This is a genomic window from Labrys neptuniae (genome assembly GCF_040797145.1).
Taxonomy (GTDB): domain Bacteria; phylum Pseudomonadota; class Alphaproteobacteria; order Rhizobiales; family Labraceae; genus Labrys; species Labrys neptuniae.
On record NZ_JBFNQD010000017.1, the window covers coordinates 39,578 to 66,062 of the forward strand.

24 protein-coding genes and 4 pseudogenes are annotated in these 26,485 nt (G+C 61.8%); 14 read left to right on the top strand and 14 right to left on the bottom strand.

The window, feature by feature from the left end:
- Positions 1 to 21: 21 nt before the first annotated feature.
- Together ABXS05_RS29580 and ABXS05_RS29585 are read left to right on the top strand one after the other, a co-directional pair.
- Positions 22 to 1,026, top strand: coding sequence for an acetamidase/formamidase family protein (locus ABXS05_RS29580; RefSeq protein ID WP_367626347.1), 1,005 nt, complete (start codon positions 22 to 24; stop codon positions 1,024 to 1,026).
- An 85-nt stretch (positions 1,027 to 1,111) separates the two neighbouring features.
- A complete protein-coding gene (locus ABXS05_RS29585; RefSeq protein ID WP_367626348.1) occupies positions 1,112 to 2,830 on the top strand; it encodes a nitrilase-related carbon-nitrogen hydrolase in 1,719 nt (572 codons plus the stop codon).
- 133 nt (positions 2,831 to 2,963) lie between these two features.
- Here the strand turns inward: ABXS05_RS29585 and ABXS05_RS29590 are convergent, their stop codons facing one another.
- On the bottom strand, positions 2,964 to 4,346 hold the full coding sequence (locus tag ABXS05_RS29590; RefSeq protein WP_367626349.1) for an aminotransferase-like domain-containing protein: 1,383 nt from the start codon (positions 4,344 to 4,346) through the stop codon (positions 2,964 to 2,966).
- A gap of 306 nt (positions 4,347 to 4,652) precedes the next feature.
- On the opposite strand from ABXS05_RS29590, the gene ABXS05_RS29595 reads away from it, so the two are divergent.
- The 9 genes from ABXS05_RS29595 to ABXS05_RS29635 are packed head-to-tail and all read left to right on the top strand — an operon-like array spanning position 4,653 to position 12,373.
- Entirely contained in the window at positions 4,653 to 5,135 is a 483-nt protein-coding gene (locus tag ABXS05_RS29595) for an MSMEG_0572/Sll0783 family nitrogen starvation response protein (protein ID WP_311940241.1), read from the top strand.
- 56 nt (positions 5,136 to 5,191) lie between these two features.
- On the top strand, positions 5,192 to 6,235 hold the full coding sequence (locus ABXS05_RS29600; RefSeq protein WP_367626350.1) for a Nit6803 family nitrilase: 1,044 nt from the start codon (positions 5,192 to 5,194) through the stop codon (positions 6,233 to 6,235).
- The gene (locus ABXS05_RS29605; RefSeq protein ID WP_367626351.1) at positions 6,162 to 7,280 is read left to right on the top strand and encodes an MSMEG_0568 family radical SAM protein; all 1,119 of its coding nucleotides are present in this window, start codon (positions 6,162 to 6,164) and stop codon (positions 7,278 to 7,280) included. Before ABXS05_RS29600 ends, ABXS05_RS29605 begins: the two co-directional genes overlap by 74 nt.
- A complete protein-coding gene (locus tag ABXS05_RS29610; protein ID WP_367626352.1) occupies positions 7,277 to 7,819 on the top strand; it encodes an MSMEG_0567/Sll0786 family nitrogen starvation N-acetyltransferase in 543 nt (180 codons plus the stop codon). The genes ABXS05_RS29605 and ABXS05_RS29610 overlap by 4 nt, the downstream gene beginning before the upstream one ends.
- Before the next feature lie 10 nt (positions 7,820 to 7,829).
- Positions 7,830 to 8,804, top strand: coding sequence for a sll0787 family AIR synthase-like protein (locus ABXS05_RS29615; RefSeq protein ID WP_367626353.1), 975 nt, complete (start codon positions 7,830 to 7,832; stop codon positions 8,802 to 8,804).
- A complete protein-coding gene (locus tag ABXS05_RS29620; protein ID WP_367626354.1) occupies positions 8,801 to 9,964 on the top strand; it encodes an MSMEG_0565 family glycosyltransferase in 1,164 nt (387 codons plus the stop codon). The genes ABXS05_RS29615 and ABXS05_RS29620 overlap by 4 nt, the downstream gene beginning before the upstream one ends.
- Positions 9,957 to 10,244, top strand: coding sequence for an MSMEG_0570 family nitrogen starvation response protein (locus ABXS05_RS29625; RefSeq protein WP_367626355.1), 288 nt, complete (start codon positions 9,957 to 9,959; stop codon positions 10,242 to 10,244). Before ABXS05_RS29620 ends, ABXS05_RS29625 begins: the two co-directional genes overlap by 8 nt.
- Positions 10,245 to 10,255: 11 nt before the next feature.
- Positions 10,256 to 11,530, top strand: a complete 1,275-nt coding sequence (locus tag ABXS05_RS29630) for an MSMEG_0569 family flavin-dependent oxidoreductase (protein ID WP_367626356.1) — start codon at positions 10,256 to 10,258, stop codon at positions 11,528 to 11,530.
- A 12-nt stretch (positions 11,531 to 11,542) separates the two neighbouring features.
- Positions 11,543 to 12,373 (top strand): Pnap_2097 family protein, encoded by an 831-nt coding sequence (locus ABXS05_RS29635; RefSeq protein WP_367626357.1) that lies wholly within the window; start codon positions 11,543 to 11,545, stop codon positions 12,371 to 12,373.
- A 304-nt stretch (positions 12,374 to 12,677) separates the two neighbouring features.
- On the opposite strand, the pseudogene ABXS05_RS29640 reads toward ABXS05_RS29635, so the two are convergent.
- From ABXS05_RS29640 to ABXS05_RS29685, 10 genes and pseudogenes are all read right to left on the bottom strand, one after another.
- Positions 12,678 to 13,166 (bottom strand): annotated as a pseudogene (locus ABXS05_RS29640) (2OG-Fe(II) oxygenase family protein); the annotation flags it as partial.
- Positions 13,167 to 13,206: 40 nt separating this feature from the next.
- Positions 13,207 to 14,211 (bottom strand): inorganic phosphate transporter, encoded by a 1,005-nt coding sequence (locus ABXS05_RS29645; protein ID WP_367626358.1) that lies wholly within the window; start codon positions 14,209 to 14,211, stop codon positions 13,207 to 13,209.
- Positions 14,211 to 14,855: a DUF47 family protein gene (locus ABXS05_RS29650; RefSeq protein ID WP_367626359.1), complete on the bottom strand. Its 645-nt coding sequence runs from the start codon at positions 14,853 to 14,855 to the stop codon at positions 14,211 to 14,213. Before ABXS05_RS29650 ends, ABXS05_RS29645 begins: the two co-directional genes overlap by 1 nt.
- Positions 14,856 to 15,095: 240 nt before the next feature.
- Positions 15,096 to 17,012 carry a sensor histidine kinase gene (locus ABXS05_RS29655; RefSeq protein ID WP_367626360.1) on the bottom strand — a complete coding sequence of 639 codons (1,917 nt, stop codon included), beginning with the start codon at positions 17,010 to 17,012 and terminating at the stop codon, positions 15,096 to 15,098.
- Positions 17,013 to 17,085: 73 nt separating this feature from the next.
- Positions 17,086 to 18,429: a sigma-54-dependent transcriptional regulator gene (locus tag ABXS05_RS29660; protein WP_367626361.1), complete on the bottom strand. Its 1,344-nt coding sequence runs from the start codon at positions 18,427 to 18,429 to the stop codon at positions 17,086 to 17,088.
- Positions 18,430 to 18,604: 175 nt separating this feature from the next.
- On the bottom strand, positions 18,605 to 19,555 hold the full coding sequence (locus tag ABXS05_RS29665; protein WP_367626362.1) for a polyphosphate polymerase domain-containing protein: 951 nt from the start codon (positions 19,553 to 19,555) through the stop codon (positions 18,605 to 18,607).
- 80 nt (positions 19,556 to 19,635) lie between these two features.
- Positions 19,636 to 20,211, bottom strand: coding sequence for a DUF4956 domain-containing protein (locus ABXS05_RS29670; RefSeq protein ID WP_367626363.1), 576 nt, complete (start codon positions 20,209 to 20,211; stop codon positions 19,636 to 19,638).
- Between the two features lie 398 nt (positions 20,212 to 20,609).
- Positions 20,610 to 21,080, bottom strand: a pseudogene (locus ABXS05_RS29675) (ParB N-terminal domain-containing protein); the annotation flags it as partial.
- A 143-nt stretch (positions 21,081 to 21,223) separates the two neighbouring features.
- Positions 21,224 to 21,724 (bottom strand): SRPBCC family protein, encoded by a 501-nt coding sequence (locus ABXS05_RS29680; protein ID WP_367626364.1) that lies wholly within the window; start codon positions 21,722 to 21,724, stop codon positions 21,224 to 21,226.
- Positions 21,708 to 22,064 (bottom strand): ArsR/SmtB family transcription factor, encoded by a 357-nt coding sequence (locus tag ABXS05_RS29685; protein ID WP_149250183.1) that lies wholly within the window; start codon positions 22,062 to 22,064, stop codon positions 21,708 to 21,710. Before ABXS05_RS29685 ends, ABXS05_RS29680 begins: the two co-directional genes overlap by 17 nt.
- Before the next feature lie 139 nt (positions 22,065 to 22,203).
- Between ABXS05_RS29685 and ABXS05_RS29690 the strand changes: the two genes are divergently transcribed.
- Positions 22,204 to 22,845, top strand: coding sequence for a dihydrofolate reductase family protein (locus tag ABXS05_RS29690; RefSeq protein ID WP_367626365.1), 642 nt, complete (start codon positions 22,204 to 22,206; stop codon positions 22,843 to 22,845).
- Between the two features lie 277 nt (positions 22,846 to 23,122).
- Here ABXS05_RS29690 and ABXS05_RS29695 read toward each other — a convergent pair whose 3' ends face one another.
- The 3 genes from ABXS05_RS29695 to ABXS05_RS29705 form a co-directional block, all read right to left on the bottom strand.
- Positions 23,123 to 23,893 carry a hypothetical protein gene (locus ABXS05_RS29695; RefSeq protein ID WP_367626366.1) on the bottom strand — a complete coding sequence of 257 codons (771 nt, stop codon included), beginning with the start codon at positions 23,891 to 23,893 and terminating at the stop codon, positions 23,123 to 23,125.
- Between the two features lie 3 nt (positions 23,894 to 23,896).
- Positions 23,897 to 24,367, bottom strand: coding sequence for a hypothetical protein (locus ABXS05_RS29700; RefSeq protein WP_367626367.1), 471 nt, complete (start codon positions 24,365 to 24,367; stop codon positions 23,897 to 23,899).
- A 255-nt stretch (positions 24,368 to 24,622) separates the two neighbouring features.
- The gene (locus tag ABXS05_RS29705; RefSeq protein WP_367626405.1) at positions 24,623 to 24,994 is read right to left on the bottom strand and encodes a winged helix-turn-helix transcriptional regulator; all 372 of its coding nucleotides are present in this window, start codon (positions 24,992 to 24,994) and stop codon (positions 24,623 to 24,625) included.
- 134 nt (positions 24,995 to 25,128) lie between these two features.
- Here ABXS05_RS29705 and ABXS05_RS29710 point away from each other — a divergent pair.
- Both ABXS05_RS29710 and ABXS05_RS29715 read left to right on the top strand, forming a co-directional pair.
- Positions 25,129 to 25,248 (top strand): annotated as a pseudogene (locus ABXS05_RS29710) (KR domain-containing protein); the annotation flags it as partial.
- Positions 25,249 to 25,255: 7 nt separating this feature from the next.
- Positions 25,256 to 25,924: pseudogene (locus ABXS05_RS29715) on the top strand (LysR substrate-binding domain-containing protein); the annotation flags it as partial.
- Positions 25,925 to 26,485: the final 561 nt, after the last annotated feature.

A 26,485-nucleotide genomic window follows, 5' to 3' on the forward strand; every position in this document is an offset into this window, starting at 1 on the left:
CACCTCGAAAAGGAGAAGACTATGTCATCGACCCAGACGCCGTGGCTCGACCAATCCATCATGGCGCGCAAGGGCGTCGCCAAAGGCAAGACGGGAGCGTCCCACACCATCACCGAAGCCGACCAGGGCAAATACCATTACGTCTACGGTCCCTATGTCGATCCCGTGCTCTCGGTTGATCCCGGCGCCGTCATTTCCGCGGAGACACACGACGCCTTCGAGGGACGTATCCGGCATGAGACCGACAAACCCACGCAGATCCTCAATTTTCCCTATCTGAATCCGCAGAATGGGCCGATCTTCGTGAATGGCGCGGAAAAGGGCGATACGCTCGCCGTCTACATCAAGAGCATCGTGCCGCGAGGTCCCCAGCCATGCGGTACGACGCTGATCATGCCCGAATTCGGCGGGCTGGTGGGGACGGCCGACACCGCGCTGCTCAACCCGCCCCTGCCCGAGCGCGTCAAGAAACTCCACATCGATGCCGAGACGGGCACGAAGTGGAACGACAAGATCACCCTGCCCTATGAACCTTTCATCGGCACGATCGGCACATCACCGGAGATCGAGGCGATATCGGCCCTGCAACCCGATTATTACGGTGGCAACATGGATCTGCCCGATGTCGGCGTAGATGCGGTGATCTATCTGCCCGTCAACACAAAAGGCGCCCTTCTCTATCTCGGCGACTGCCACGCCGCGCAAGGTGATGGCGAGCTCTGCGGTGTCGCGATCGAGCATCCGACCGTCACCACCGTGCAGGTCGACCTGATCAAGAACTGGACCATCAAGTGGCCGCGCCTCGAGACCCGGGATTTCATCATGACCATCGGCTCCTCGCGGCCAATGGAAGATGCCGCGCGCATCGCCTATCGCGAGCTGGTTCGCTGGATGGCGACCGACTACGGCTTCGAAGACATCGATGCCTATATGCTGCTGACCCAGGCTGGGCGCGTTCGTCTCGGCAACATGGTCGATCCCAAATATACGCTGGGCGCTTCCATCAAGAAGTCCTTCCTGGGCTGACGCCCTCCCCATCCTGCCAGATCCCAACCGGTTGCGCGGCGCGTATCCGCGCGCCGGACGCCATAGTCCTGCCCGAAGGTGCCAGATGCCCATCCTCCACAAGGTTGCCACCGTCCAGTTCGAGCCGACGATGTTCGAGAAGGAGCGCAATATCGCTGGCCTGATTGCCCTGGCGACCGAGGCGGCCGAGGCAGGGGCCCGCCTGATCGTCACGCCGGAAATGGGGACTACCGGATATTGCTGGTTCGACCGGGCCGAGGTCGCCCCCTTCGTCGAAACCATTCCCGGCGCCACCACCGCGCGTTTCGAGGCCATCGCCCAGGCCCATGACTGCTACATCGTGATCGGCATGCCCGAAATCGAACCTTCGAACGGGCTCTACTACAACGCTGCGGTGCTGATCGGACCGGACGGTGTGATCGGCAAGCACCGCAAGACGCATCCCTACATCGCGGAACCCAAATGGTCCGCGCCCGGCGATCTCGGGCACCAGGTCTTCGAAACGCCGATCGGACGCATCGCACTCCTGATCTGCATGGATATCCATTTCATCGAGACCGCGCGCATCGTCGCACTGAAGGGAGCCGACGTCATCTGTCACGTCTCCAACTGGCTGGCCGAGCGCACGCCTGCACCTTACTGGATCAGCCGCGCCTTCGAGAACGGATGCTATCTGATCGAGTCGAACCGCTGGGGACTGGAGCGCACCGTCCAGTTCAGTGGAGGGAGTTGCGTGATCGGGCCTGACGGCTCGATAGCCGCAATCATCGATGCGGGCGACGGCATTGCCTACGCAACGATCGACCTCGAACTGGCGCGCGACCACGACGTGCTGGGGCGGAAAGTGCTCGAACAGCGCCGACCCGAATTCTACAAGGAACTGCCAACCACCACCTATGCCTGGAACCCGCTGGATTTCTTCGGCCTCTATGGCCATCGTCCTCTCCCGCCTGGCCGCAAATCCCGTGTTGCAGTCGCGCAATTCGCTCCCTCCGACGATGTGGGAGATAATCTGGCACGCATCGAGGCGATGGTCGTCGCCGCCAGGCACGATCGCGATGCAGACCTCATCGTTTTTCCCGAGCGCTCGATCACCGGACTGGGGCACGGCCTCGCCGAGAGCGTCTCCGGGCCTGCCGTGGAGCGTCTGCTCTCGATAGCGGCACGGGAGAACATCTACATCGTAGCGGGTATGGCAGAGAGGGCAGGCGGGCGCATCCACAATGCGGCGGTGCTCGCCGGTCCCGAAGGGCTCATCGGCAGCTATCGCCAGATCCATCTGACATCCGAGGACCATGGCTGGGCAACGCCAGGGGAGGACTGGCGGGTCTTTGACACGCGGCTGGGACGGCTGGGCCTCCTGATCGGCCATGACGCGATGTTCCCCGAGGCAGCGCGCATTCTGTCACTGCGCGGCTGTGATCTGATCGCATGTCCAGCTGCAATGCGGGAGCGCTTCTACGCCGGTCACCCTGGTTCGGCGATACGTCAGAGCTATCCGATCCCGACAGGGGCAGACCCCAGCCACTGGCATCATTTCCGGGTGCGGGCCGGTGAGAACAATGTCTTCTTCGCCTTTGCCAACATTGCCGATGAACTCAACGGCTTCCCCGGCAGAAGTGGCGTATTTGGTCCCGACACATTCGAATTCCCCCGACGCGAAGCGAATGCGGGGCCCGGCACTTCGCTCGTCTGCGCAGATATCGACACCAGCAATCTGGACAGCCGTTACCCGACCAATGTGGTACGACGTAAGGATATGATGGCAATGCGCCTCCCCCATCATTATCTCGATCTCGTATAGCGCCTGGACAATTCCCAGCACGTACACCGGAATGTAGACGGCGCTATTCGCAGCGTGCCCCAAAACTGCAACTGTCGCAGTCGAAAGCCAATCGGTCAGCCAAATCGACGGCATTTCTCCATTGGATGGAATGCTAGAAGAAAGCTGCGGCAGTTTGCGGCGATCCCTCGAGCGCGTGAGCCATGAACTCCAATCCAGCGCGCAACCGCTCGCGGCCTATCGGTCCGCCCAGACCGACGCGCACGATCTCGCTTGGCTCACCTGCGACGGTGAAGACATCGCTCACGACCACGCCGATACCGGTGCGGCGGACATAGCTGGCAAAAGCCGATCGCGTCCAGCCATTGCCCAGCGGCAACCAGATGTTGAAGCTCAGGGGATCGGAGAGATAAGTGCCCGGTTCGAAGAATTGCGATGCCAGCCTCTCGCGAGCGGCGGCTTCCGCGCGGATGAAGCGCAGGATAGTGTCGGCCGTGCCGTCCTCGATCCAGCGCGTAGCCACGGCGACCGTCACCGGCGAGGCCATGACGGAGAGGGCTCGCAGCACCGCGCTGAAGGACCAGCCGGCGCGCGCATCGGGCGCCACCACATAAGCAAGGCGCAGACCTGCACCGATGCATTTGGCCAGTCCCGCTATGTGCCAGCAGATGTCCGGCGCAATCGCGGCCAAGGGCGGCGGCCCGTGGGTTGGAATGAAGCCATAGGCATCGTCTTCGACGATCGGCAGCCGATGCCGGCGCGCCACCGCGCAAATCTCGGAACGCCGCCTTTCGGGAATGGTAATCGTCGTGGGATTCTGCAATGTCGGATTGAGATAGAGCGCCTTGGGGCGATGACGCTGTACGGCCTCCTCGAGAGCCTCGGGCAGGATGCCGTCTCCATCGGTTTCGAGGCCGACGAGATTGAGGCCAAGCTGTGCGGTGATGGAGCGCACGCCAGGATAGGTGATCGCCTCGGACAGTACCGTATCTCCCGTTCTCGCGAGCAGGCTGAAGATGCCGACGAGGGCGGGATGTGCACCTGGCGTGACGAAGATTCGCTCTTGGGCAGGTACCAGGGCACGACGGCCGAGCCAGGCGGACGCCGCATCCTTGTCCATCGGCGCGCCCCCGAACCCCTGATAGCGCAGCAACGGCAACAGATCCCGGGCGACGCTGACGAAGCCATCCTGCATGCGGGCGACGAGTTCGGGATCGTCGGGCTCGGGCGGCATGTTCATCGAGAAATCGGCAAGCTGCTGGCGCCGCGGATCGCCATCGTCCCGCAGGGTGGCATTGCTGCGCACGAAGCTTCCGCGCCCGACGATCGACTCGATCAGCCCGCGTTTGCCTGCCTCGACATAGCCGCGCGCTACGGTGGTAAAGTCAATATCCAATGCTGCGGCGAGCTTGCGCTGCGGCGGGAGCCGCGCGCCCACCGCGAGGGTTCCCTGTGCGATGTCCTGCGCGATGGCGTCGGCAATCGCAAGATAGAGCGGGCCGTCGCCGCGAACCAGGTCGGGTCGCCAATCCTTCATGCAAGTCTCCAGTCGCCTGACAAATTGACTGTATATTGAAGGCCTTCTTACCTGTCATCTGTCAATTTAGAAAAAATTGACTGCATCTTAGCAGGAAAGGCTCATGTTGGAATCTGAGGCATTTTGAACCGAATACACGCACAGATTTCAGCTTCATTCAGCCATATCAAGAGAAAATTGATAGGAAAATTGAATGCATTTTATTGCCTTTCTGCAAATAATTGACTGTTTCAATGTTGGCACGATGATTGCGTTGGAGGGAGAGCGACCGCCGAGGGGCGCGTCCTGCCCATAGAGGAGTTCAGCATGCCAGCCGTCACCAAGCCCGCGCACCAGAAGGGCGATTATTTCGTCGACTACGAGCAGAAGCTTTTCGAAGACGTCAAAGCCGGACCGGGCGAGAAGGCCCTCGTGACCTTCCACACCGTGGCCTTCGAAGGCTCCATCGGCTTCGTCAACCTGCTGCAGGCCACGCGCCTCAAGCGCAAGGGCTTCGATACCTCCGTCCTCCTCTATGGGCCCGGCGTGACGCTGGGCGTCCAGCGTGGCTTTCCCAAGCTCGGGGACGAGGCTTTTCCGGGGCATCTCAACTTCAACAACCAGATCGAGAAGTTCCTGGCCGAGGGCGGCAAGGCCTATGCCTGCCGCTTTGCCCTGCAGGCCCTCTATGGCCATGGCGAACCCTCCCTCATTCCTGGCATCCAGCCGATCAGCCCACTCGACGTGCTCGACCTCATCCTGCTCCACCGCAAGGACAACGCCTTCATCCTCGATACCTGGACGTTGTGAGGCACCGCGCCGGCGGGCCCGCCCCGCCGCCCGACCAATCGAGCGGAGGATCAGGAATGACCGCAAAGACATCGATAAGGGCGGCTGCCGTGCAGATCGCGCCTGACCTCGCCTCGCGTGAGGGCACCATCGCGAAGGTACTGAACGCCATCGCGGAGGCGGCCGGCAAGGGCGCGGAACTCGTGGTATTTCCCGAGACCTTCGTGCCCTGGTATCCCTATTTCTCCTTCGTGCTCCCCCCTGTGCTCACCGGCAAGGAGCATTTGCGCCTCTATGAGCACGCCGTCACCGTCCCCAGCCCGGCCACCGACGCCGTGGCGGCCTCTGCCCGGCAGCACGGCGTCGTCGTGGTCCTCGGCATCAACGAGCGCGATCACGGCTCGCTCTACAACACCCAGCTCGTCTTCGATGCCGACGGCACGCTGCGCCTCAAGCGGCGCAAGATCACGCCGACCTTCCACGAGCGCATGATCTGGGGCCAAGGCGACGGATCGGGCCTGGCGGTGGTCGACACTGCTGCCGGGCGCATCGGCGCTCTCGCCTGCTGGGAACATTACAATCCCCTCGCCCGCTACGCCCTGATGGCCCAGCATGAGGAAATCCATATCGCGCAGTTTCCCGGCTCGCTGGTGGGACCGATCTTCGCCGAGCAGATCGAAGTCACCATCCGCCACCACGCGCTTGAAAGCGGCTGCTTCGTCGTCAATGCCACCGGCTGGCTGACGCAGGCCCAGATCGCCTCGATCACGCCGGACGAGGGCCTGCAGCGCGGCCTCACCGGCGGCTGCATGACGGCGATCGTCTCGCCCGAGGGCCGGCATGTCGTGCCGCCCCTTACCGAGGGCGAGGGCATTCTCCTGGCCGACCTCGACATGAGCCTGATCCTCAAGCGCAAGCGAATGATGGACTCGGTCGGCCACTATGCGCGCCCCGAGCTCCTGCACCTGGTGCTCGACGGCCGCGCCGCCAGCCCCCTCGAATTCGCCGCCCCCCTTGCCGAACAACCCGATCCGAGGAGCCTGTCCGATGGAGAACCGAGCAACCCTGCCGGCGACGCAGCTGATCAACGAATTGCAGTCCTTCGGAGCGCGGCTGGTTGACCCGAAGGCCGGACATGAAAGCCGCAGGGGCGGCGCCGGACCATCCGACCACAAGGCCATGACCATCGACGGCATGACCGTGATGGTACCCGTCCACACCGCTCCGGCCTTCGAAAGCCCTTATCTCGTGGAAAAGCCCGATGCCTTGGGCCGAAGCCGCATCAGCCGGGAGGGTCGGCCTGTCGGGCAGGTCACCTTCCCGCTGCGGCCGCGCTTCTATGACCTGACCACGGCCGACGGTATCCCCTATTCCAAGATCGCGGTACTCCACGGCCGAGATGTGCTGGCTGCGACCGTGCTGCAGACCTGCATTCGCTATCAGAGCCGCACCAAGACCTGCCAATTCTGCGCCATCGGCCAGTCCCTCGCCGCCGGTCGCACCATCGCGCATAAGACGCCGGCCCAGCTGGCGGAAGTGGCGAAGGCAGCCGTCGAACTCGACGGTGTCAGGCATATGGTAATGACGACGGGCACTCCGCGCGGTGAGGACCGCGGTGCTGCAGTCCTCGCCGACAGCGCGCGAGCGATCAAGGCTGCCGTCGACCTCGCGATACAGGCCCAGTGCGAACCACCGGAGGACGACGCCTGGCTCGCCCGGCTGCGCGAAGCGGGTGTCGACGCGCTCGGCATGCATCTTGAAGCGGTCACCCCGGAAGTCCGCGCACGCATCATGCCCGGCAAGGCGCAGGTATCGATCGATAAATACATGTCGTCCTTCGCCGCCGCCGTGCCTGTCTTCGGCCGTGGCCAGGTCTCGACCTATATCCTGGCCGGGCTCGGCGACACGCCGGAGGCTGTCCTCTCGACCTGCGAGAAGCTGGTGGCGATCGGCGTCTATCCTTTCGTGGTGCCCTTCGTGCCGATTTCCGGCACCCCGCTCGAAAGCCACCCCACGCCGCCGCCCGCCTTCATGCACGCCATCCTCGCCCCCCTGTCGGCGATGCTCGTGAAGGCCGGCCTGAAGGCCGCCGACATCAAGGCCGGCTGCGGGCGCTGTGGCGCCTGCTCGGCGCTCTCCGCCTATGAGAAGGGATTGGCGAAATGATCTTCGAGCCATTCAAGCCGTTCGTCGCAAGCGAGTTCCAGGTCAAGTTCGCCACGCAGGACTGGGAACGTGTGGGGGCCAAGGCGCTGCGGCGCGCCGTCTTTTGCGAGGAACAGGGCCTGTTCGAGGAGGATGACACCGACGCCGTCGACGCATGTGCCATTCCCATCGTGGCACTCTCGATGCTGGCAGTCACCGCCGACCGGGTCGTCGGCACGGTCCGCATCCACGAGGAGACGGACGGTGTCTGGTGGGGCTCACGCCTTGCCGTCGCTGCCGACTATCGCAAGGTCGGTGCCCTTGGTGCCTCTCTCATCCGCCTCGCGGTCTCATCAGCCCATGCGAGAGGGTGCCGGCGCTTTCTTGCCCGTGTGCAGGAGCAGAATGTGCTGTTCTTTCGCCGGCTGCATTGGCGCAGCATCGAGGAGATCGAACTCCTGGGTCGCCGGCATCATCTGATGATGGCCGACCTCGATCACTATCGCCCCTTCGAAAACGCCGAGCAGGGCTTTCGCGCCCTTGCCCGCAAGGCTGCTTGAGGAGGTTGCGATGACGATCGATCTCGCCGAGCTTGCAGCATCCCTTCGCGACAACAAGGGGATCAACGGCAAGCAGGATATCGCCGCGGTGGCGGCCAGCCTTGGCCTCTCTGCCGACATGCCCGTCCCCGTCGGCGACGATTGTGCCGTCATAGCTGCCGAAGACGGCCATCTCCTCTTCGCCATAGAAGGTTTCATGAACGAATTCGTCGCGCGCGACCCCTGGTTCGCCGGCTGGTGTGGGGTGATGGTCAACGTCTCCGACGTGGCTGCCATGGGGGGACGCCCTATCGCCGTGGTCGATGCCGTGTGGGCCGACGGAGAGGAAGGCGCGGCTCCGGTCCTGGCTGGTCTGAGGGCAGCGGCGCGGGCCTATGGCGTGCCGATCGTCGGCGGCCATACCAATGTGAGGACGGACCGCGGGCAACTTTCCGTCGCCATACTCGGACGCGCCGACAAGCTCCTGACGAGCTTCGGTGCGCGGCTGGGCGACATGCTCATTGTCGCCATCGACTTGAGGGGACGCTATCGCGAGCCCTTCTCCAACTGGGAAGCGGCGACGGATGCGCCGCCCGCTCGGCTACGAACTGACCTTGAAATCCTGCCAGCCCTCGCAGAAGCCGGTCTTGCCCATGCGGCCAAGGACATCAGCCAGGGCGGCATCGTGGGTACCACGATCATGCTGGCCGAATGTTCGGGTGTGGGCATCGATATCGATCTCGGCGCGGTCCCCATGCCGCCCGATGTCCCGATGGAGCGTTGGCTTACCACCTTTCCGAGCTTCGGCTATCTGATCGCCACCAGGCCGGCGGATGCGCAAGCCGTCGTCGACCGCTTCGCCGAGCGCGACATTGCTGCAGCTGCAGTCGGATGTTTCGACGGCTCTCGCGAAGTTGCTATCTCGCTGGAGGGTCGCCGCGAAGTCATCCGCAACCATGCAGCCCATCCGCTGCTCGGCCTGCCACGACAGGAGGCTGCGGCGTGAGCATCCCTGGTCCGCTCCGCATCGCGATCCTCACCCACTCGACCAATCCGCGCGGAGGAGTCGTGCATGCCCTGGCTCTGGGAGAAGCCCTGACGGCCCTCGGTCATGAGGCGGTCGTACATGCGCCGGACGCGAGGGCAGCGGGCTTCTTCCGGAAGGCGCAGTGCGAAACCGCCTGTGTCCCCGCCTCCCCCTTCGAGGGGGATACCTTCGGAATGGTGGAAACACGCATTGCCGACTATCTGCGTTATTTCAGCGACCATGCTCACCGACACTTCGATGTGTTCCATGCGCATGACGGCATTTCGGGCAACGCCTTGGCGACGCTGCGCAAGGAACGTCTGATCAACTCTTTCGCCCGCACCGTGCACCATGTCGACAGGTTCGAGGATCCCCGCGTCGCAGCGCTGCAGGCCCGCTCCATCCATGGCGCAGACCGCCATTTCGTCGTCAGCGAGCATTGGCGCCGCAAGCTCGACCGCGACATGGGGATCGCCGCGACAATGGTCGGCAATGGCGTCAATGCCGCCTTCTTCCAGCCTGAGAGGGACGGCTCGGAATCAGGCCTGGTGCGTCGCCTCGGACTTGGACGAGGCCCCGTCTTCCTGAGCGTCGGCGGGGTGGAGGAACGCAAGAACACACTCCGCGTCCTGCAGGCATTCAGCCAGGCACAGACCGTCTTGCCGGGTTCCCAGCTCGTGCTGGCGGGCGGTGCCTCGGTTCTCGACCATGCCGCCTATCAGGCCGAATTCAGGTTGGCCCTCGGCCAGTCCCGCCTGCTGCCAGGCTCCGTCGTGCTGGCGGGACCGATACCCCAGGCGGAGATGGCTGCCCTCTACAGGATCTCCTCGGCCCTGGCTTTTCCCTCCCTCAAGGAAGGATTCGGCCTTGCCGTCATCGAGGCCATGGCATGCGGGATCCCGGTCATCGCCTCGCACATCGCGCCCTTCACCGACTACCTCGCCGATGACGATGTTGTCTGGTGCGATCCCCTGTCAACGGGCTCGATCGCGGACGCGATGGTCGCGGCCATGCGTTCACCTCAACGCGAAAGGCTGGTCCAGCGTGGCCTGGCGATCGCCGCGCGGCACAACTGGGCCGATACCGCACGCGCCCACCTACCCGTCTATCGAACCCTTGGAGCCCGCCAGCATGCCTGAGATGCGCTTTGTCATACGCTGGCCTGATGGCGAGGAGGTGAGTTGCTACTCCCCCTCCCTCGTCATCAAGGACTATTTCGCGCCAGGTGGCTCCTATCCGCTCACCGACTTTCTCGAACGCAGCCGCACCGCCCTCAACATCGCCAGCGGCCGTGTGGAAGCCCGATACGGCGTGCCCTGCGCGCGGGCGCTCGGGCAGTTGCACGACATCGAGGTCCGCGCCCGCCGCTTCGCCGACAACCCCGCCCCCTTCGTCACCTGCATCACCTTTATCGAATGAAGGAGCTGCCCATGCGTGCCCCTCTTCCCACCCATCACAGCGTCGTCGTGATCGGCGGCGGGCAGGCTGGCCTGTCTGCGAGCTATCATCTCAAGCGGCATGGCATCGACCATGTCGTCTTCGAGAAGAACCGCATTGCCCACACCTGGCGCAGCCAGCGCTGGGATGCCTTCTGTCTGGTGACCCCGAACTGGCAATGCCAGCTGCCGGACTTTCCCTATGCTGGTTCAGAGCCGCACGGTTTCATGCCGCGCGAAGAGATCGTCGCCTATGTCGAGGCCTTTGCACGGCGGACCGGTGTGCCGGTCCGGGAAGGCGTCGCCGTCACGCGCGTGGCCCGGAGAGACGAAGGGTTCCTGGTCGAGACGAGCGAGGGCCATGTCACCGCGGACGCCGTCATCCTCGCCGTCAGCGCCTACCACATTCCCAAAATCCCGGCCATGGCCGCCGGCGCCCCCAAGGGTATCGTCCAGATTCATTCCTCTGCCTACAAGAACCCCGACCAGTTGCCGTCCGGCAAGATCCTGGTCATCGGTTCCGGCCAATCAGGTTGTCAGATCGCGGAGGATCTCCATCTGGCGGGCCGCACCGTGCATCTCGTCGTCGGCAGTGCACCGCGCTGCCCTCGCTTCTATCGCGGGCGCGATGCAGTGGACTGGCTCGATGACCTCGGCCAGTACGAGATGACGGTCGAAGACCATCCGCTCGGAGAGAAAGTCCGAGGCAATGCCAACCATTACCTCACCGGACGAGGCGGCGGCCGCGACATCGACCTGCGCCGCTTTGCGAACGAAGGCATGGTCCTGCATGGCCGTCTCACCGGCATCGAGAACGGGCGGTTGACACTCGCCGACGACCTCGCCCGCAACCTCGATGCCGCCGATGCGGTCTATAACGGCATCTGCGCGCTGATCGACCGACACATCGCCGAGAAGGGCATCATCGCGCCGGAAGGGGCGCACTACAGCCCCGTCTGGCAACCCGGCGAGCCGGTACGCAGCCTCGACGTGGAAGCCGCCGACATTACCGGCATCATATGGAGCACCGGCTTCCGTTCGGATTGGTCGTGGGTGGACCTGCCCTTCCTCGACGAGACCGGCTATCCCGCGCACCGGCGCGGCGTGACGGATGTGCAAGGCCTTTACGTGATCGGCATGCCCTGGCTCTGGACCTGGGGTTCAGGGCGCTTCCTGAGCGTCGGCCGGGACGCCGACTTCGTAGTCGATCATCTCGCGGCGCTACGGGCGAACGAGATGGGCTCGACGCCTGCCCGAATGGCCGTCTGAAGGCACTTCCCCATGAACGCTCCGATTCTGATCGACCGACCGCTCGCGCACGAACCGCAAAAGGCGCAGGCCGGCCTTGGCCCGGTGCTCCTCGGCATGCCGCATCTGGCCTTCAACGGCCTGTCGGAGACCTGGCTGCTCAAGGAACTGGGGCATCGGCACTGGCTGATGCTGGCGCAGATGGCCGGCCGGCCGGTACCCGACTTCAGGGACGCAGCCGGTGCACCCGTCTATGCCGCCTTTCGTTCGGTGGAAGTCTGCGAGGCGGCCTTCGAAAAGGCTCGGGAGAATGATGTCCTGCATATCCGCAGCGCGCTGTCGCGGATCTCGCGCACGCAGATGCGCAGCTGCCATGAACTGGCGATCGATGGCGCTTCCATCGGCTCGGTCATCCTGACCTCGGTCTTCGTGCATCGAAAGGCGGGGGCCTCCAACCATTCGATTGCCCGCATTGAGGTTGCAGGCCTGCCCCCATTTGCTGCCGTGACGCCGCCCCAACTTGCGCCGCGCATGCCCGACCATGACCCTCGGATAACCTTCGAGTGCTTGGAGTTCACGCCGTGCCCGAGCCAAGATTTCAACGGAGCCGGCTTTCTGTATTTCACGAGCTTTCTGGCCTTCGCCGACAGGACGGAGTGGGCCCTCACGCCGCCGCCAACACGGATCTGCAACGTTGCGCGACGCGACATCACCTACTTCGCGAACCTCGATCCGGGCGAGGCGATCACGGTCCACCTCGGCACCTTGCATGTCCGGCGTGACCTGCGACTTCTTTGCTGCCGCATCAATCGAAGCAATGACGGCACTCCGCTGGCGGATATCCGTACTTTAAAACGCCTTTGAAGGAGACGCCGCTTTGGCGACAGAAGACTTGGTGGATCAATTCCCATGACGAAAGCGTGCCGCGGGATGGCCGGCGGGCAGCCGTGGGCGACCACCCAATTTCTCACGCAGCGTAGCGGTGCGATAGTCGCGCCACGCCACTTGTCGCGATGAAGGCCATCCGTCCGGCCGCGTCACTATAAGCCGACGGCAGCCCACCGGCGATGAGTCGGCCAGGCGGCCCCTGTTATCGGCCTCAGGCTCCCGCCGATCATGGGTACCGTGCAGGAGAGCCGAGGGGAGTCTCACACGAAAGGCCGGCGGGCTATGCAGTTCCCGCCTTTTCCAGGAGGTGAAGCAGGTCCGGATGATGTTTGGCGGCAACATCCGGATGGGAACGCAGGCGGCTCTTGAGATGGTTGATGCCCACCTCTCTGAAGATCGGATTGAGTGGATCGACCGTTACGCCCCGCTCGCTGCCCCGAAGCTGGTCCGGCAACGGGATAACCGGTATCCTGGCGTGATAGCGGGCACCGAGGAAGAAGGCGACCGAAAAGCGTTCCGTGCCGCGCGGCGGCGTGACGACATCGTGAACGTCGGCGCGCACGAAGCCGTTCGTCGCCATTTCCAGGAGCTCGCCGCTGTTGATGACGAAGGTGCCGGGTACGGGCGGGGCATCGATCCAGACGCCTTCTTCGGTGCGAATACGCAGGCCCGACGTCGTATCCTGCAGCAGCACGGTGACGAAGCCGCCATCCTTGTGCGCACCGACCCCCTGGTCGCTGCCGGCGGCATCGCGGCCGGGGTAGCGGATCTGGGCGCGCTGCCCTATCTGGCTCGGGTCCATGGATCGCTTAGCCAAACATCGCCGCCAGGAAGTAGACCAGAGCCGAAATGATCGCCGCGGCGGGAAGCGTCACGACCCAGGCGACGACAATATTGCTGGCCAGCCCCCATCGAACGGCCGAGACACGACGAGCCGCGCCAACACCGACAATGGCACCCGTGATCGTATGCGTGGTCGAGACCGGAATGCCCAGCCAGGTCGCACCGAAAAGGGTCAAAGCACCGCCGGTTTCCGCGCAGAAACCCTGCATCGGATTGAGCCGCGTGATCTTCGATCCCATCGTATGCACGATCCGCCAGCCGCCGGCGAGCGTACCGAGGGCCATTGCCGCCTGGCAGGACAATACGACCCAGAACGGCACGTAGAAACTCGAACCGAGATAGCCTTGTGAAAACAGCAGCACCGCGATGATGCCCATCGTCTTCTGCGCATCATTGCCACCGTGCCCCAGCGAATAGAGCGAAGCGGAGACGAATTGCAGAATACGGAAGGTACGGTCGACGGCGAAAGGCGTTTGCCGAACGAAGATCCAGGACACCGCCAGAATCAGCACCAAAGCGAGAAAAAAGCCGATCGCCGGCGACAGGAAGATCGCCGAGACCGTTTTCGCAAGGCCTGAGAGCACGACGGCACTTCCGCCCGTCTTGGCGAGACCTGCCCCCACAAGCCCACCAACGAGTGCGTGCGAGGAACTCGACGGAATGCCGAGCAGCCAAGTGAGCACGTTCCACACAATCGCGCCCATGAGAGCGGCAAAGATCACCGCCGGCGTCACGATGCCGGGATCGATGATGCCGGTACCAAGCGTCTCGGCCACGTGCAGGCCGAAGAAAAGGAAGGCGATGAAATTGAAGAATGCCGCCCAGAACACGGCATAATGCGGTCTGAGCACGCGCGTCGAAACGATGGTGGCGATCGAATTGGCCGCATCGTGCAGGCCGTTGAGAAAATCGAAAATGAGCCCGACGGTGATGAGACCGACCAGGAGCGGCAGGGCGAGAGCTGTTTCCATCAGACGTTCTCGATGACGATGCCGCTGATCTCGTTGGCGACGTCTTCGAAGCGGTCGACGACCTTCTCCAGTTCGCCATAGATTTCGCTGCCGATGAGATAGGCCATGGCATTGCTGGTGCCGTTGATGCGGAAAAGGTTCTTCAGGCCCTCTTCGTAGAGCTCGTCCGATTTGTCCTCGACCCGCGTGACCTCTTCGGCGAGGGCGCTGAGCCTTGCCGAATTCGGCCCGATCTGCGTGAGCAGCGGTATCGCTTCGGCGACCAGATGCGCAGCCTCGGCGATCAGCACACCCATTTCCCGCATGCCAGGCTCGAATACGTGCTGTTCGAAGCGCCGAATGGTCTTCACCGTCTTGTTGAGCATGTCGATCGCATCATCCATGGACTGGATCAGATCCTTGATGTCGCCGCGATCGAACGGCGTTATGAAGCTGCGGCGGGTTGCAAGCAGCACCTCGCGGGTGATCTCGTCTGCCTCGTCTTCGAGCTCTACGATGCGGCTGCAGTGCTTTTCGATATCGCCCTCGCCCGCCAGCATCGCCTTCATCGCCTCTGCTGCGCCGACGACCGTCTTCGAATGGCGCTCGAACAGGTGAAAGAACTTGTCCTCACGCGGCAGGAGCTTCTTGAACCAGCTGAGCATGCATCGAATCCGGCTGTAGAATTGTCACATAGCGGTCATAGATGAAAACCGTTGCGCGTAAAGGTCCGGTCAAAAAAGAGAACAGCATTCAGGATCTGCAATGGACCGTTCGGCGATCAATGTCCTCGACGCCGGGCGAACGCGACAGCCGCGTCTCGGGCGGCATCGCTCCCGAGACCTTGGGCAGCGAAACCGGCCACCGCTGGCGAACGGCCGTGGCCGGCGATAGGCGGCGGCATCTCAATCTTTCGACACTGCCGCCGGCAGGCGTACGATCATGACAGTGCCGCCCTTTGGATTGTCGCCGGGCTCGACGACGCCGTGATGCTCGTCAACGATCCGCCGAACGATGGCGAGTCCGAGCCCAGTACCTCCGCGTCGTCGCGTAAAGAAAGGATCGAACAGATGCGGCAAATCCTCGGCCGCAAGCCCGGGGCCTGAATCGGCGACGCAATACTCGATCCATCGGCTTCCCCCTTCATCCACCGTCGCCCGCGTGGTGACGATCACCTCCGATCCCCTAGGCGCATGCTGCAGCGCATTTTCGATCAGATTGACGTGCACCTGCACCAGGCGGTCGTAATTCATCATGACCAGGGCGTCTTCCGATACCCGATTGACGAGAGTGACACCCACGGCCTCGGCAGCCGCCCGGCAGGAGCGGAGGGCCTCCACGAGTCCCTTGGCCACCGATTCAACCGCGCGATCATCCGGTGATGTGCGGCCATATTCGAGCAAGGCGGACATTAGTTTGTTCAGCCGGTTCACCTCGCGACGCAGCACGCCGCTGAAGCGCGGATTGATCTGGCCGAGTTTTGCATTCGCTTCGATCGCATCAAGGGTGGAGGAAATCCCGAACAGGGGATTGCGCACCTCATGCGCGACGCCGGCCACCAACTGCCCCATAGTCGCCAGAGTTTCGCTGCGCCGCAGTTTCGCCTGCAACGCTTCCCGTTCCCGTTCGGCTTGCTTACGGTCGGCAATCTCCTGGCGCAGGTCTCCCACGCTCTGCTGCAACTCTCGCTCATTCGCCTCCAGCAGATCCCGCGAAACCGTGGTCTCCTGCAACCGTTCGGTCATGAGATTGAATTGTTCGGCAAGCCTGCCGAATTCGTCGCGGCCACGGATGTCGATACGATGATCGAGATCGCCCGCCCTGATCGCTTTGGTGCCGTCGGCAAGCCTCTTCAGGGGTCGATTGGTCGCGAGGGCGAGCCATATTCCAACGGCCAGCGCCACCAGGAAATAGGCAGGGATGAGGTATCGGAGCGTCGCCTTCACATGTTCGATGGCGGTGTCCGCCTTGTCCTGGGGCTCCGACAGATTGCTTGTCAGCATCGGCTGGATCTGATCGTCAAAAATATCGTCTATTTGTTCGGCGAGTTGGGCGAACCGTTGCGCATCCGCGCTGATCCGGGTCTCGCCGGCGATCAGCGCCCTGGTGTTGGCAAATACCTTTAGATGCCGCCCGCGCAATCCTTCGTGGAGTTGCCGGTCCCGGTCCACCGAGATCAATTCGCGATACCGGGCCAGGGCATTGTGCTGCTCGCCAACCTTCTTAACCAGATACTGGCGTTCCGGATCGGCCGTCCGGTACTTGAACATGGTCAGCCAGAAACCAATTTCAGCGGTTTCGGCCTCGATGTTGGTGAGGGCTAGCAACCTGTCGTTCCTGTCGGGCCGGCCATCCGGTGCCGCCCCTTCGTGTTGGGCGTCGATCAGAGTGTCGATTTCCTCCAGCAGGGCCGTCGTGTCCCCGAATATCGCGTCGAGCCGGTCGCGCTCGTCCATCAGTTCTACACCGGCAGCGACGAGCCTCTCTTGCTGTGCACGGACCTCGCGCCCCAATCCGCGTGCCCGATCGCTCGTAGCGAGTTGCATGTAGATGGCATGGCGTCCGGTAAAGTCCTCTTCGTCCCGTGCTATCTCGGCTTTGACTTTGGGCTGGGGGTCCCGGACATAGCGCAACACCCCGTTCGTATATTCCTCGGCATTCTTCTCCATCTCCAGCGCGGCGATACTGAACGGCACGCTGACGCTGTCGAGCGTCGCCAAATAGCCGGCGACACTGTCCAGATTGCGGTAGACGTGCAGCAGCACCAGCAAGCCGAGCGTAACGATGATGGTGATGCTGGCGTAAATCTTGACCTTGAACATATCGCCCCTGCGACCGCAGAAGGACGCCAATATCCAGGTCCAAGCTGCGGAATGGCGGCCGGTAACAGGCCTTTTACGACGTCTTGATGCCGTAGCTCTTGATTTTCAGGTACAGCGTGCTGCGTGGGACGGCAAGGCGTAGCGCCGCCTGCGCCACCCTGCCCTCCTCTTCCGCCAGGACGCGTTCGATATGTTGCCGTTCGACCTCTTCGAGCGTGAGGTTGGTATCGGGGCTGGCCAAGGTCCCACCGGGCATGAGGTTGAAGCGCAGGTCATGCGGCATGATGCGGTCGTGTTCGCACAGCAATGTCGCACGCTCGAGCACATTTCGCAGTTCGCGTATGTTCCCAGGCCACGCATAGCTGCAGAGAGTTCCCATCGCCTCGTCGGATAGGTCCAGCTGGCGACCACGGCTGGCCGGAATTTGGGCTAACAACGTGCTGGCAAGCACGGGAATATCCTCTATCCGATCGCGCAGGGCAGGAACCAGAAGCGGAATCGCGCTGATCCGAAAATAGAGATCGCTGCGAAAAGTGCCTTTCCCGACTTCCTCGGCCAGATCCTTGTGGGTGGCTGCAATGAGTGCAATGTCGATCTCGCGCTCGCGAACTGCGCCCAGGCGGCGAAAACGCTTTTCTTCCAGTGCCTTCAGCAATTTGGATTGCACGCGCATATCCATGTCGCCGATCTCGTCGAGGAACACGGTTCCGCCATCGGCGACTTCCAGCAACCCGCACTTGGCGACTACGGCCCCGGTGAAGGCGCCCTTTTCGTGCCCGAATAACTCGGCTTCGAGAAAGTCATGGGACAGTCCCGCGCAGTTGAGGTCGACGAACGGCTCTTCGGCGCGCGGGCCATTGCGATGCAGCCATTTTGCAAGCTGGCTCTTGCCGCTGCCTGTCTCTCCCAGAATGAGGACTGGGCTCGATGTACCACATATCTTGATCGCTTGAGCCGCCAGTTTTTCGATCGCCGCGCTCTGGCCGGCAAACGGATCGACACGTTCGCGGCTTTCACGGGTGGCGACGGCGCGCTGCTGACGCTGAAGCCGCTGATTGGCGAACAAGCGCTTCAGGATGGCATGCAGCACGGGCAGTTCGATAGGCTTGGTCAGGAATTGCTCGGCGCCTTCCTTGACCGCCTCAACCGCCAGTTCAATGGTGCCATAGGCCGTCAGCACGATGAGGGGAACACTGGGGTCGACCTGCTTGAATGCGCGCAACAGATCGAGGGCGGTGCCATCGTGTAACCGGTAATCGATAACCGCGGCGTCCGGTGTGGACGCCAGAAACAGTTCCTTCGCCTTCTGGCAGCTGTCGGCTTCGAAAACGCGGTATCCCTGCGATTCCAGAAAGGCATGCACCCCAAAACGAATGCTGTCTTCATCGTCGACGATCAATATGCGCTTGCTTGACAAGGTGTGCCCTCCGCAGATTCCCGTTGCCCTATCGGACAGGCTGCATCGGCATCGGGTCTGGATTATCCGCTCTTGTCCAGCACTCGATATAGCTCAGCATGATACGTAGATGTCCATTCCAATAACAGCCGGGCCGTGGTGGCCCTGCTTTTGCAACCAGCCAACGGCCTTCCTCTCAACAGGTTGCCGGATGCCGATGTTCGAGCGAGGCTGTCTTGACAGGCTGCGACGGCTTCGCCAGCCATGCGCCGCTCGAGGTCGGAACCACGCCGAGCCTGCGCAAGGCGCCCAAGAACTTGTTGGACTTGGAGACTTCATTCAATGCCGCCATCGCCACGCAATATTTCGAACAGGTGTTGGTAGGATGCTGGTGCAGCCGCCGCAGGATCTTGTCGGCAATGCCGTTGGCGTTGCCCGACTTGACTTCCACTAGGATCAGATCGCCGTCGATGGTTTGTGATCCCGAGGTGCCCGCAAACACAATTCCGGTATCGATCGTTACACGCTCGCCACCCCGCTTGGCCACGAGCGTCACGCGCTGATAACGCATCGCGAGCGTGGGTTGCAGTTCACGCGTGAACTCGCGCCGGTAAAGGTCGCGATAACTGGAGGCGACGAACTGACGTGCCTCATCGTCCATCGTCCCGTACATTTCCACCGGACACTGAAGCCGCTCCTTGATCGTCATCCCGCGCATATGCTTGAGCTTGACTTCGACAAAGCAAAGATCTGCATCGACATATTTGCGCATCCGGACCTTGCAGCGGATACGCCGCCCCTTGTGGTGATCAAAATAGGCGGAGCGTTCCGCATCGTCGAAATAACAGGTATCGTATGTGAAATTGCGCTTGCCGTCGATCTCCAGAATATCGAATTGCTGGATCAGCTCACCGATCGCCTGGTGGAGCATATCGGCACGCACCACATATTTGTTGTCACGCCGGTCCAGCATATCGGCCTTTGCGTCGAGTTGCTCGAGCCCAATCGGCCGATAGGGTTCAACCAGCCAGCGAGGAACAATGGTGCGAGGCGCCGGAAAACTGAACAAGGGCTGTATATCAGCCTGGGCCGCGGCATCTTGGCCAATGCTGCCTCCCATCGGAAAGCCTCTTTCTCTGGTGAACATGGCATAGCCTCTCCAGTTCTCATTGTCGTGAGCGCACGGGACGACCGGGCACTGCATGTCTCGGCGCCGCTGTCAGGGCGTCACTTGTTGCGGAAGAAGACGTTGATCAAGGCGGTTTCGTTCACATAGTCGAATGCCTTGATTTCATAGTAGATCACCTCAACTCCCAGGCGTTTGCCAAGGTCAGTGCGCATCGCCGGCTCATCGGTAAGGGCGCGATGGTCGATCTCGTCGAGTACGATCTTCACGCCACTGACGGCTTGCAGGAAGCGGGGATGATCGAGAATGAATGCGCTGAGCAGCAGAAACACCACCACCGTGGCGACCAGCCCGAGCATCGTACCCGTTACTGAGCAGACCAGCGCGATGGCGATGGAGGCAAAGAAATAGCTGATTTCGACCTTGTCGAACTGCTCCGACCGCAGCCGGAACAAGGCCAGGATTGCAAAGAGGCCAAAACCGGCAGCGACACCGAATTCGACCGAAGACAGGATGATGAGGACCGAAAATGTCGCAACGTTGAACATCACCGCCGTCGTTGCGAATTCCTTATCGTAGCGACGGCGGTAGTACATGCCGAAGATCAACAAAAGCACGGCAATGATGTCGATGCCGAACCGCATCAGCAGTTCGAGTGGTGGGATAGGCAGCGCCAATTGTGTTCTCCGCAACAGCATGAGGGACCTTGCGAGTGACTCCGCAAGATGTGTGCCAACAACGGGAAATTCTCGAAAAACTATGAATATACAAGATATAACAATGAGTTACTTAAGTTTCCGGCGCATTGCTCATGGCGACCAGCCGTGAGGCTGTCATCTTGGAGAGAGCAGAATCCAGAATCTGGACTCATCATTTTCCAAATACTGTACTGCGAGCATAAGGACGGCAGGCGGGCGAATACCGGAACGGGTCGGCGCCGCCTTTCAGACAGCCCAAAGCGCGAACCCTGCTTTCGGTGACGAATGTGTATTATACGCAAGGAGGCAGCTAAATCGTTTGCCACCGGCATCGCCGACCTCCGACATCATAAAACGCCAAAAATCCCCGTCCTGGCCCGGCTGTGGCACAGCCTCACATTTGCTACCTTCACCGTCACCGTGGCGTTGTTGATCAGGACGGCCTCGTGGCCCCAGTCGAACTGGTGGGCGTCGCCCTCTGCAAAACACAGCGGAATGAACGCCTGCGCCATGATCGCGCCGCGCTCTTGCTCCCAAGCTCGAGCGTATCGGCGTACCGCCGCAAGCCGCAGGCGCTGCTTCACCACCTGGGCCGTGGTGAAGAAGGCGGCGGCGATGGCCTCCTCGCTCAGGCCCTTGGTGCGCAGGTCGGGGAAGGCGCGGAATTGGTCGAGGGGATGGAGCGCCACGCGCTGGGTGTTCTCAGCCGGGCTGTCGTCCTCGGCGAGGATCGAAATCGAGGGCTCGCGCACGACACAGGGTACAGGCGTGGTCTTGGCCAGGCGCTTTTGCTTCACGAGCAGTGCAAGCGCCTGATAGCGGCGGCCGCCGGCCGGTACCTCGAACATGCCGGTTTCGGAGCCCTTGGCATCGAGCACCGGACGGACATTCAGGCTCTGGAGCAGCGTGCCGCGGCGGGCGATGTCCGCGGCCAGTTCCCCGTCTCAGCCATTCGACGCCTTCGACGCAGCCCCTGAAGGCCGCTGCCCGACTAGTCGGCCTCAGCTTTTGCTCGCCCGTCCAGCCAGGCGGCGAGGCCATCCAGCGTCTGCAGTCCGTATTCCACCGCGCCGAAGCCGATGACCGCCTGGCGCCGTTCGCGGCTGGGGTGGAGCTGGCGCATGGTCAGCACCGTCTTGCCATCGGCCTGCTCGTCGAAGGTCACCGTGACGCGGAAACGGTTGGGGTCGTGCGGGTCGGGCGTGCCATGGTCCATCACGATCCGCTCGTTCGGCACGATTTCCAGGAAACGCATGAGGTTGGGGAAGCGCTGCTCCTTGCCTTCGAACATGCCAACCATATCGAAACGCCAGACCCCGCCCTCGCGGATATCGGCTTCGTGGCTCTCGATGTTGAGGGCGGTCGGGCCGAACCATTGGGCGAGTGCCTTGGGATCCATCCAAGCGGCAAAGACCTTGGCGCGCGGGTGGTTCAAGAGCTTGACCAGCACGATCTCGCGGTCAAGCGACCAGGTCTCAAACTGGCTTGCCATGTCTTTCCTCGTCCTCTTCCGTCTTGTCCAGATAGGCTTCCAGTCGATCCAGCCGTTCGGCCCAGCGCCGGCGCTCCGCTTCCATCCAGTTCGCCGCCTCGTCGAAACGCGGCCGCACCAGCCGGCACCAGCGGCTGCGCCCGCGCTTTTCGCTGGCGATCAGCCCGCAATCCTCCAGCACCCTGAGATGCTGGGCGAACGAGGGCAGCGCCATGTCGAACGGCTCGGCCAGGACGCTGACCGGCACCTCGCCCTCGGCAAGCCGCGACACCACCGCGCGGCGGGTCGGATCGCTGAGAGCATGAAAGGCAAGGTCGAGGGGGGTCGAATGGTAGGGCATGTGCATCCGTAAAGCGGTCGCGGACTCCGGTCAACGACAAAAAGGCACTTGCCTTAGTGTTGCAGTTCAAACATAAAGGCACTTGCCTTAGTATTTGGCTCGCACAGGGCGAGCATGCAACCACACCAAGGAGGCCCCGGTGGCAGTTCGTGTCGATTTCAACCTCTCGCTCGACGGTTTCGCGACAACGACGGACCAGACGCCCGAGCAGCCGATGGGCGCCGACTGGATGCGCCTCGTCGGCGCCTATATCGCGACAAGGACGATGCGTGAGCGCGTATTCAAGGACACCAGCGGTGAAGGCACGACCGGCGTCGACGACAGATACGCCAGGGCCTATTTCGACAATATAGGTGCGGAGATCATGGGCGCCGGCATGTTCGGGCTGCACAGCTTCCCCGATGACCCGAACTGGAAGGGGTGGTGGGGTGACGAGCCACCGTTCCGTGTCCCGGTCTTCGTCCTGACCCACAGGAAACGGCCCTCGATCGAAATGGCCGGCGGCACGACATTCCATTTCCTCGACGCCACGCCAGCCGAGGCGCTCCGGCAAGCCGTTGCCGTCGCAGGTGGAAAGGACGTGCGGGTTGGCGGCGGCGCCAGCACCGTCCGTGATTTCCTCAAGGCGGGGCTCGTCGACCGCCTCCACGTCGCCATCGTCCCGATCCTGCTCGGACGCGGCATCCGCCTTTGGGACGATCTGCGTGGCTTCGAGCTTGGCTACACGGCGGAGTCGGAAACGGCAGAGAGCGGCACCATTCACCTGACATTCCGGCGCTAGCCGCTAGCCCATGGACAGAATGATCATGGACTGCCCACAGGCGTCCATGATGTCGGCTTTTCGAACAGTCAGCGCCGGCGCCGCCAGTCCGCTTCTGGGTCCGTATTTGACTGTCCGCAATGCGCCCCATCCTGGTCGTTCCGCCTTGTTCAGCGTGACCCTGAAACCTGCCATGCGGGCATCCCGTTGCCGGCGATGACGGCAGCCCTCTAATGACTCCGCTTCGGCACTATCCCGACCTTGCTGGCCACGCGCCCCCGAGTTGCCTTGCCTGTGGTCACTTCGTAACTAGCAGGCCAGACTTCTCCACATGCGCCTGTCCGGTCGGCAATATCTGGACAGTGGCCGCTTTCTCGTCAAAATGAACCAAGGCTTTCTTATGCAGATCCTTCAGCACCTTGCGTTTGAAGTCGGTTCCGTTCTTATACTCGACCCACGCTTGTAGCTGCGCCACCGAGACGGGTTTGCTTTCAGCATAGAGCAGGATCAGTACCTTCTGACCCGACGTTTTCGCCGGTTCGAGCACGCGCCGAACGTTGCCGCTCGACCAAACAATGTGAAAAGTTCTAGCGGTGACCGCTTCGACAACAGCATGTGAATCTGCCAGCGGGAGTTGCGAATAATTACGAACCAGTTCGCCCATTACCCACTTCATGCCACGCAGGAAAAACTCCGCGTCCATGTGGTTAGGGCTAATCTCAGCAGAGACATGGCCAATCGCTCTATTATTACGAAGCTCATACAACGCCGCTAATGCCTTCGGCACCTGCATACAAAGCGAGCGTCCTTTAGTACCGTTGTACTGCTCTAGATCGCGACATGCCTGCGGGAAATTGCCCGGCTTCGACGGGCTTGTGGCATGGGTTCCGGTCGCATGACCTGCACATATACAATACGCTACCTCGCAGAACTTTCCTGCTTTGAGGCCAACCTTTTCCCAGTCTGCCGCGCGATATTCGTCGAGGGCTTGCTCAAACTCCTCGATCAATGGATTGCGCAACCCAGCAGGAATGGCGCTGAGGGCATCTTTGAGAGTTGGTAGGGTCAAATGTCACCCACGATCCCAGAAGTACTGCCAAGGTCCTTTTCCAACCTTTGTCCGCTGGATGATGCCCTTGCTGAACATTTGGCTCGTGGCAGCGCCAACTTGATTGAGATTGTGCGTCCAACCTTTGGTCTTAAGAGCTTCTACGATATCCGCTGGAGAGCGATGTTCCTTGAAGAACCCTTCTTCTTTCAGAATTTGGATTCGAGCCGGACATGATTGACCAGCAGGTGGCTGTTTAACCGATTTGCGGACACGCTTCTTGGATGTCTCTGTCGCATCGGCTGATACTTCATCAGCGACATCGCTTACCGGATCAGCGATTGGATCAGTGCTGACCGTGCTTCGCGGACGACTTCCGAATCCCACTTCCTCAATCAGAGGGAATAGCTTTCCAAGAAGCCCTTCAACGAAATCCTTCTCGCCTTCGATCTCGACCACGCCAGCAGGCGCGTCGATATGAACCCTGTTCGTCATGATACCCCCATAATCGCAACCGGCATACTTGCCTGAGTATCCCGAACGATCAAGGGATTCTATATTTGTTCTGTCTTCCTGTAGTCCCACGAATCGCCGACCCACAAATATCTCGGCGAACGGCCGCTTTCCCAACTACCGTTCTCAAAATCCGCCATTCCCCTTCCGGCCTCTCAGTTGCCCTTCGCGGGCGCTTCTTGTTGTTGAGATTGTTTCCAATCCCTTCCGAAAACGAAGTTGGACAAACGGGCCGTTTCAACCAGCCGCATCGAACGCCATACGGGCGACCTTGATCGCGGCATGGCTTCGATTGGCCCATTGGACGAGGGATGCCAACGGTTCAAGAATTGTGGCGCCAAGGGGCGTCAGCCGGTACTCGACGCTTGGCGGCCTGGTGGGGAACACCGTGCGTGCGACCAGGCCGTCACGTTCCAAATCGCGAAGGGTCTGCGTCAGCATCCGCTTGGATATGTCCGGAATCGCCCGCAGGAAGGCGCTGAATCGGTGCGGGCCTGCCGCGAGAGTGGCCAGGATCAGCGTCGACCATTTGTCGCCGATACGGTCCAGAACATCCCGCACCGGGCATTGGGAGTCGAGTGACCCGTCGGGCCGGCGTGCCAATACCAATCCGCTCGGTGTTGCATCGGGTGCCGGCACGGTTACTTCTGTCTCACCCTGTCCCAAAATTCTGCCTCCTTCACGACGGCATCGGTCTCACTTAATTACCTTGTGCCAGATATGAACCACAAGGAGAACGACCCATGCCCACGACGCCGAAGCTTTTCGTGACCGGCGCAGCCGGCCAGCTAGGCACGCTCGTCATCGACGCGCTGCTCGAGATGGTGCCCGCCCGTGCCATCGTGGCGGGCGTACGGGATATCGCCAGGGAAGATCGAGACTGAGATCGCGGCGCTCATGGAATTCCGTGACAAGCCGGCTGGCAAGATCCGCATAACGTTGTCGGACCATGCTTTGAATTCACTGGTGTGGCCGAAACTCCGGCCTGTTCTGGCGTCCTATCCCGATATCAAGCTCGAGTTCAGCGTCGACAATGGTCTTCGCAACATCATCGAGGACGGCTTCGACGCCGGTATCCGGCTTGGAGAAAGCGTTGAGAAGGACATGATTGCCATCCGTATCGGGCCGGACTGGCGCATGGTCGCCGTCGCCTCGCCCCTCTACCTCGAGGCGCATACCCCGCCGGCGCATCCCCAAGACCTGATCCGGCATAATTGCATCAACATGCGCCAAGCCACGGCCGGCGGTCTGTATGCCTGGGAGTTTGGAAGAGACGGACAGGATTTGCGTGTCAGAGTGGATGGCCAGCTCACCTTCAGCACGTCCTATGCGATGATCGATGCGGCCTTGAGTGGCTTGGGCGTCGCCTTTTTGCCAGAGGACCTTGTCGAGTTCCATGTCGCCTCTGGAGATCTTGTCTTGTTGCTGGACGAATGGTCGCCCAAATTTGCGGGCTACTACATTTATTATCCAAGCCGGCGCCAAAACCTGCCCGCATTCAAAGTCATCGTGGACGCACTTCGGCATCGGAATGCTTGATCGTCACTCGCCGCTCGTTCGGCAGGCCGATGCTCCAAGATCTACGACCATTGCGGCTCGATGAATCGAGCTGAGCGGCTACCGGGAACGCAGCTGAGAGGAGCTCTCCTGCTCCGCGCGGTATGCGGAAACGTCGATGTGACGCCGAAGCGCGGCGGCTCTGAACGCTGTTATCGATCAACGATGCAATCATGCCGGTCGCTCCGAGCGGCTGTGTCGCAAACGGAGCATCGGGATCTGACAGCCGCGAGACGGTTTATCCGCAGGGCGCTTCAGCGGCATGACCGACCCTAGCGCACTGTCATCGAAGAGGAGTGCTATTGTGCCGCCTTAGTAGCCTATTCGCCTGATCGGAGCGGAGCGATTGCCGTAGTGCGCCTTACCCGAAATGGAGGTATGCGTGTCCGACCCCACAAGCCGATGAGATCATGGTTGCCATCGCCGACAAGGACCGCCCGCTGCCGCGCGTCGGGCCTGACCAAGCCGAGTCCAAGGGCAAGAACGACCTGCGCTGAAGGCCGTCCCTCAACATGCCTCCGTCTTTCCTGGCGAGGCCGAATG

Coding starts and splice junctions, on each gene's coding strand:
- ABXS05_RS29580 (WP_367626347.1), top strand. CDS start 22: ATGTCATCGACCCAGACGCCGTGGCTCGACCAATCCATCATGGCGCGC.
- ABXS05_RS29585 (WP_367626348.1), top strand. CDS start 1,112: ATGCCCATCCTCCACAAGGTTGCCACCGTCCAGTTCGAGCCGACGATG.
- ABXS05_RS29590 (WP_367626349.1), bottom strand. CDS start 4,346: ATGAAGGATTGGCGACCCGACCTGGTTCGCGGCGACGGCCCGCTCTAT.
- ABXS05_RS29595 (WP_311940241.1), top strand. CDS start 4,653: ATGCCAGCCGTCACCAAGCCCGCGCACCAGAAGGGCGATTATTTCGTC.
- ABXS05_RS29600 (WP_367626350.1), top strand. CDS start 5,192: ATGACCGCAAAGACATCGATAAGGGCGGCTGCCGTGCAGATCGCGCCT.
- ABXS05_RS29605 (WP_367626351.1), top strand. CDS start 6,162: ATGGAGAACCGAGCAACCCTGCCGGCGACGCAGCTGATCAACGAATTG.
- ABXS05_RS29610 (WP_367626352.1), top strand. CDS start 7,277: ATGATCTTCGAGCCATTCAAGCCGTTCGTCGCAAGCGAGTTCCAGGTC.
- ABXS05_RS29615 (WP_367626353.1), top strand. CDS start 7,830: ATGACGATCGATCTCGCCGAGCTTGCAGCATCCCTTCGCGACAACAAG.
- ABXS05_RS29625 (WP_367626355.1), top strand. CDS start 9,957: ATGCCTGAGATGCGCTTTGTCATACGCTGGCCTGATGGCGAGGAGGTG.
- ABXS05_RS29630 (WP_367626356.1), top strand. CDS start 10,256: ATGCGTGCCCCTCTTCCCACCCATCACAGCGTCGTCGTGATCGGCGGC.
- ABXS05_RS29635 (WP_367626357.1), top strand. CDS start 11,543: ATGAACGCTCCGATTCTGATCGACCGACCGCTCGCGCACGAACCGCAA.
- ABXS05_RS29645 (WP_367626358.1), bottom strand. CDS start 14,211: ATGGAAACAGCTCTCGCCCTGCCGCTCCTGGTCGGTCTCATCACCGTC.
- ABXS05_RS29650 (WP_367626359.1), bottom strand. CDS start 14,855: ATGCTCAGCTGGTTCAAGAAGCTCCTGCCGCGTGAGGACAAGTTCTTT.
- ABXS05_RS29655 (WP_367626360.1), bottom strand. CDS start 17,012: ATGTTCAAGGTCAAGATTTACGCCAGCATCACCATCATCGTTACGCTC.
- ABXS05_RS29665 (WP_367626362.1), bottom strand. CDS start 19,555: ATGTTCACCAGAGAAAGAGGCTTTCCGATGGGAGGCAGCATTGGCCAA.
- ABXS05_RS29680 (WP_367626364.1), bottom strand. CDS start 21,724: ATGGCAAGCCAGTTTGAGACCTGGTCGCTTGACCGCGAGATCGTGCTG.
- ABXS05_RS29685 (WP_149250183.1), bottom strand. CDS start 22,064: ATGCCCTACCATTCGACCCCCCTCGACCTTGCCTTTCATGCTCTCAGC.
- ABXS05_RS29700 (WP_367626367.1), bottom strand. CDS start 24,367: ATGACGAACAGGGTTCATATCGACGCGCCTGCTGGCGTGGTCGAGATC.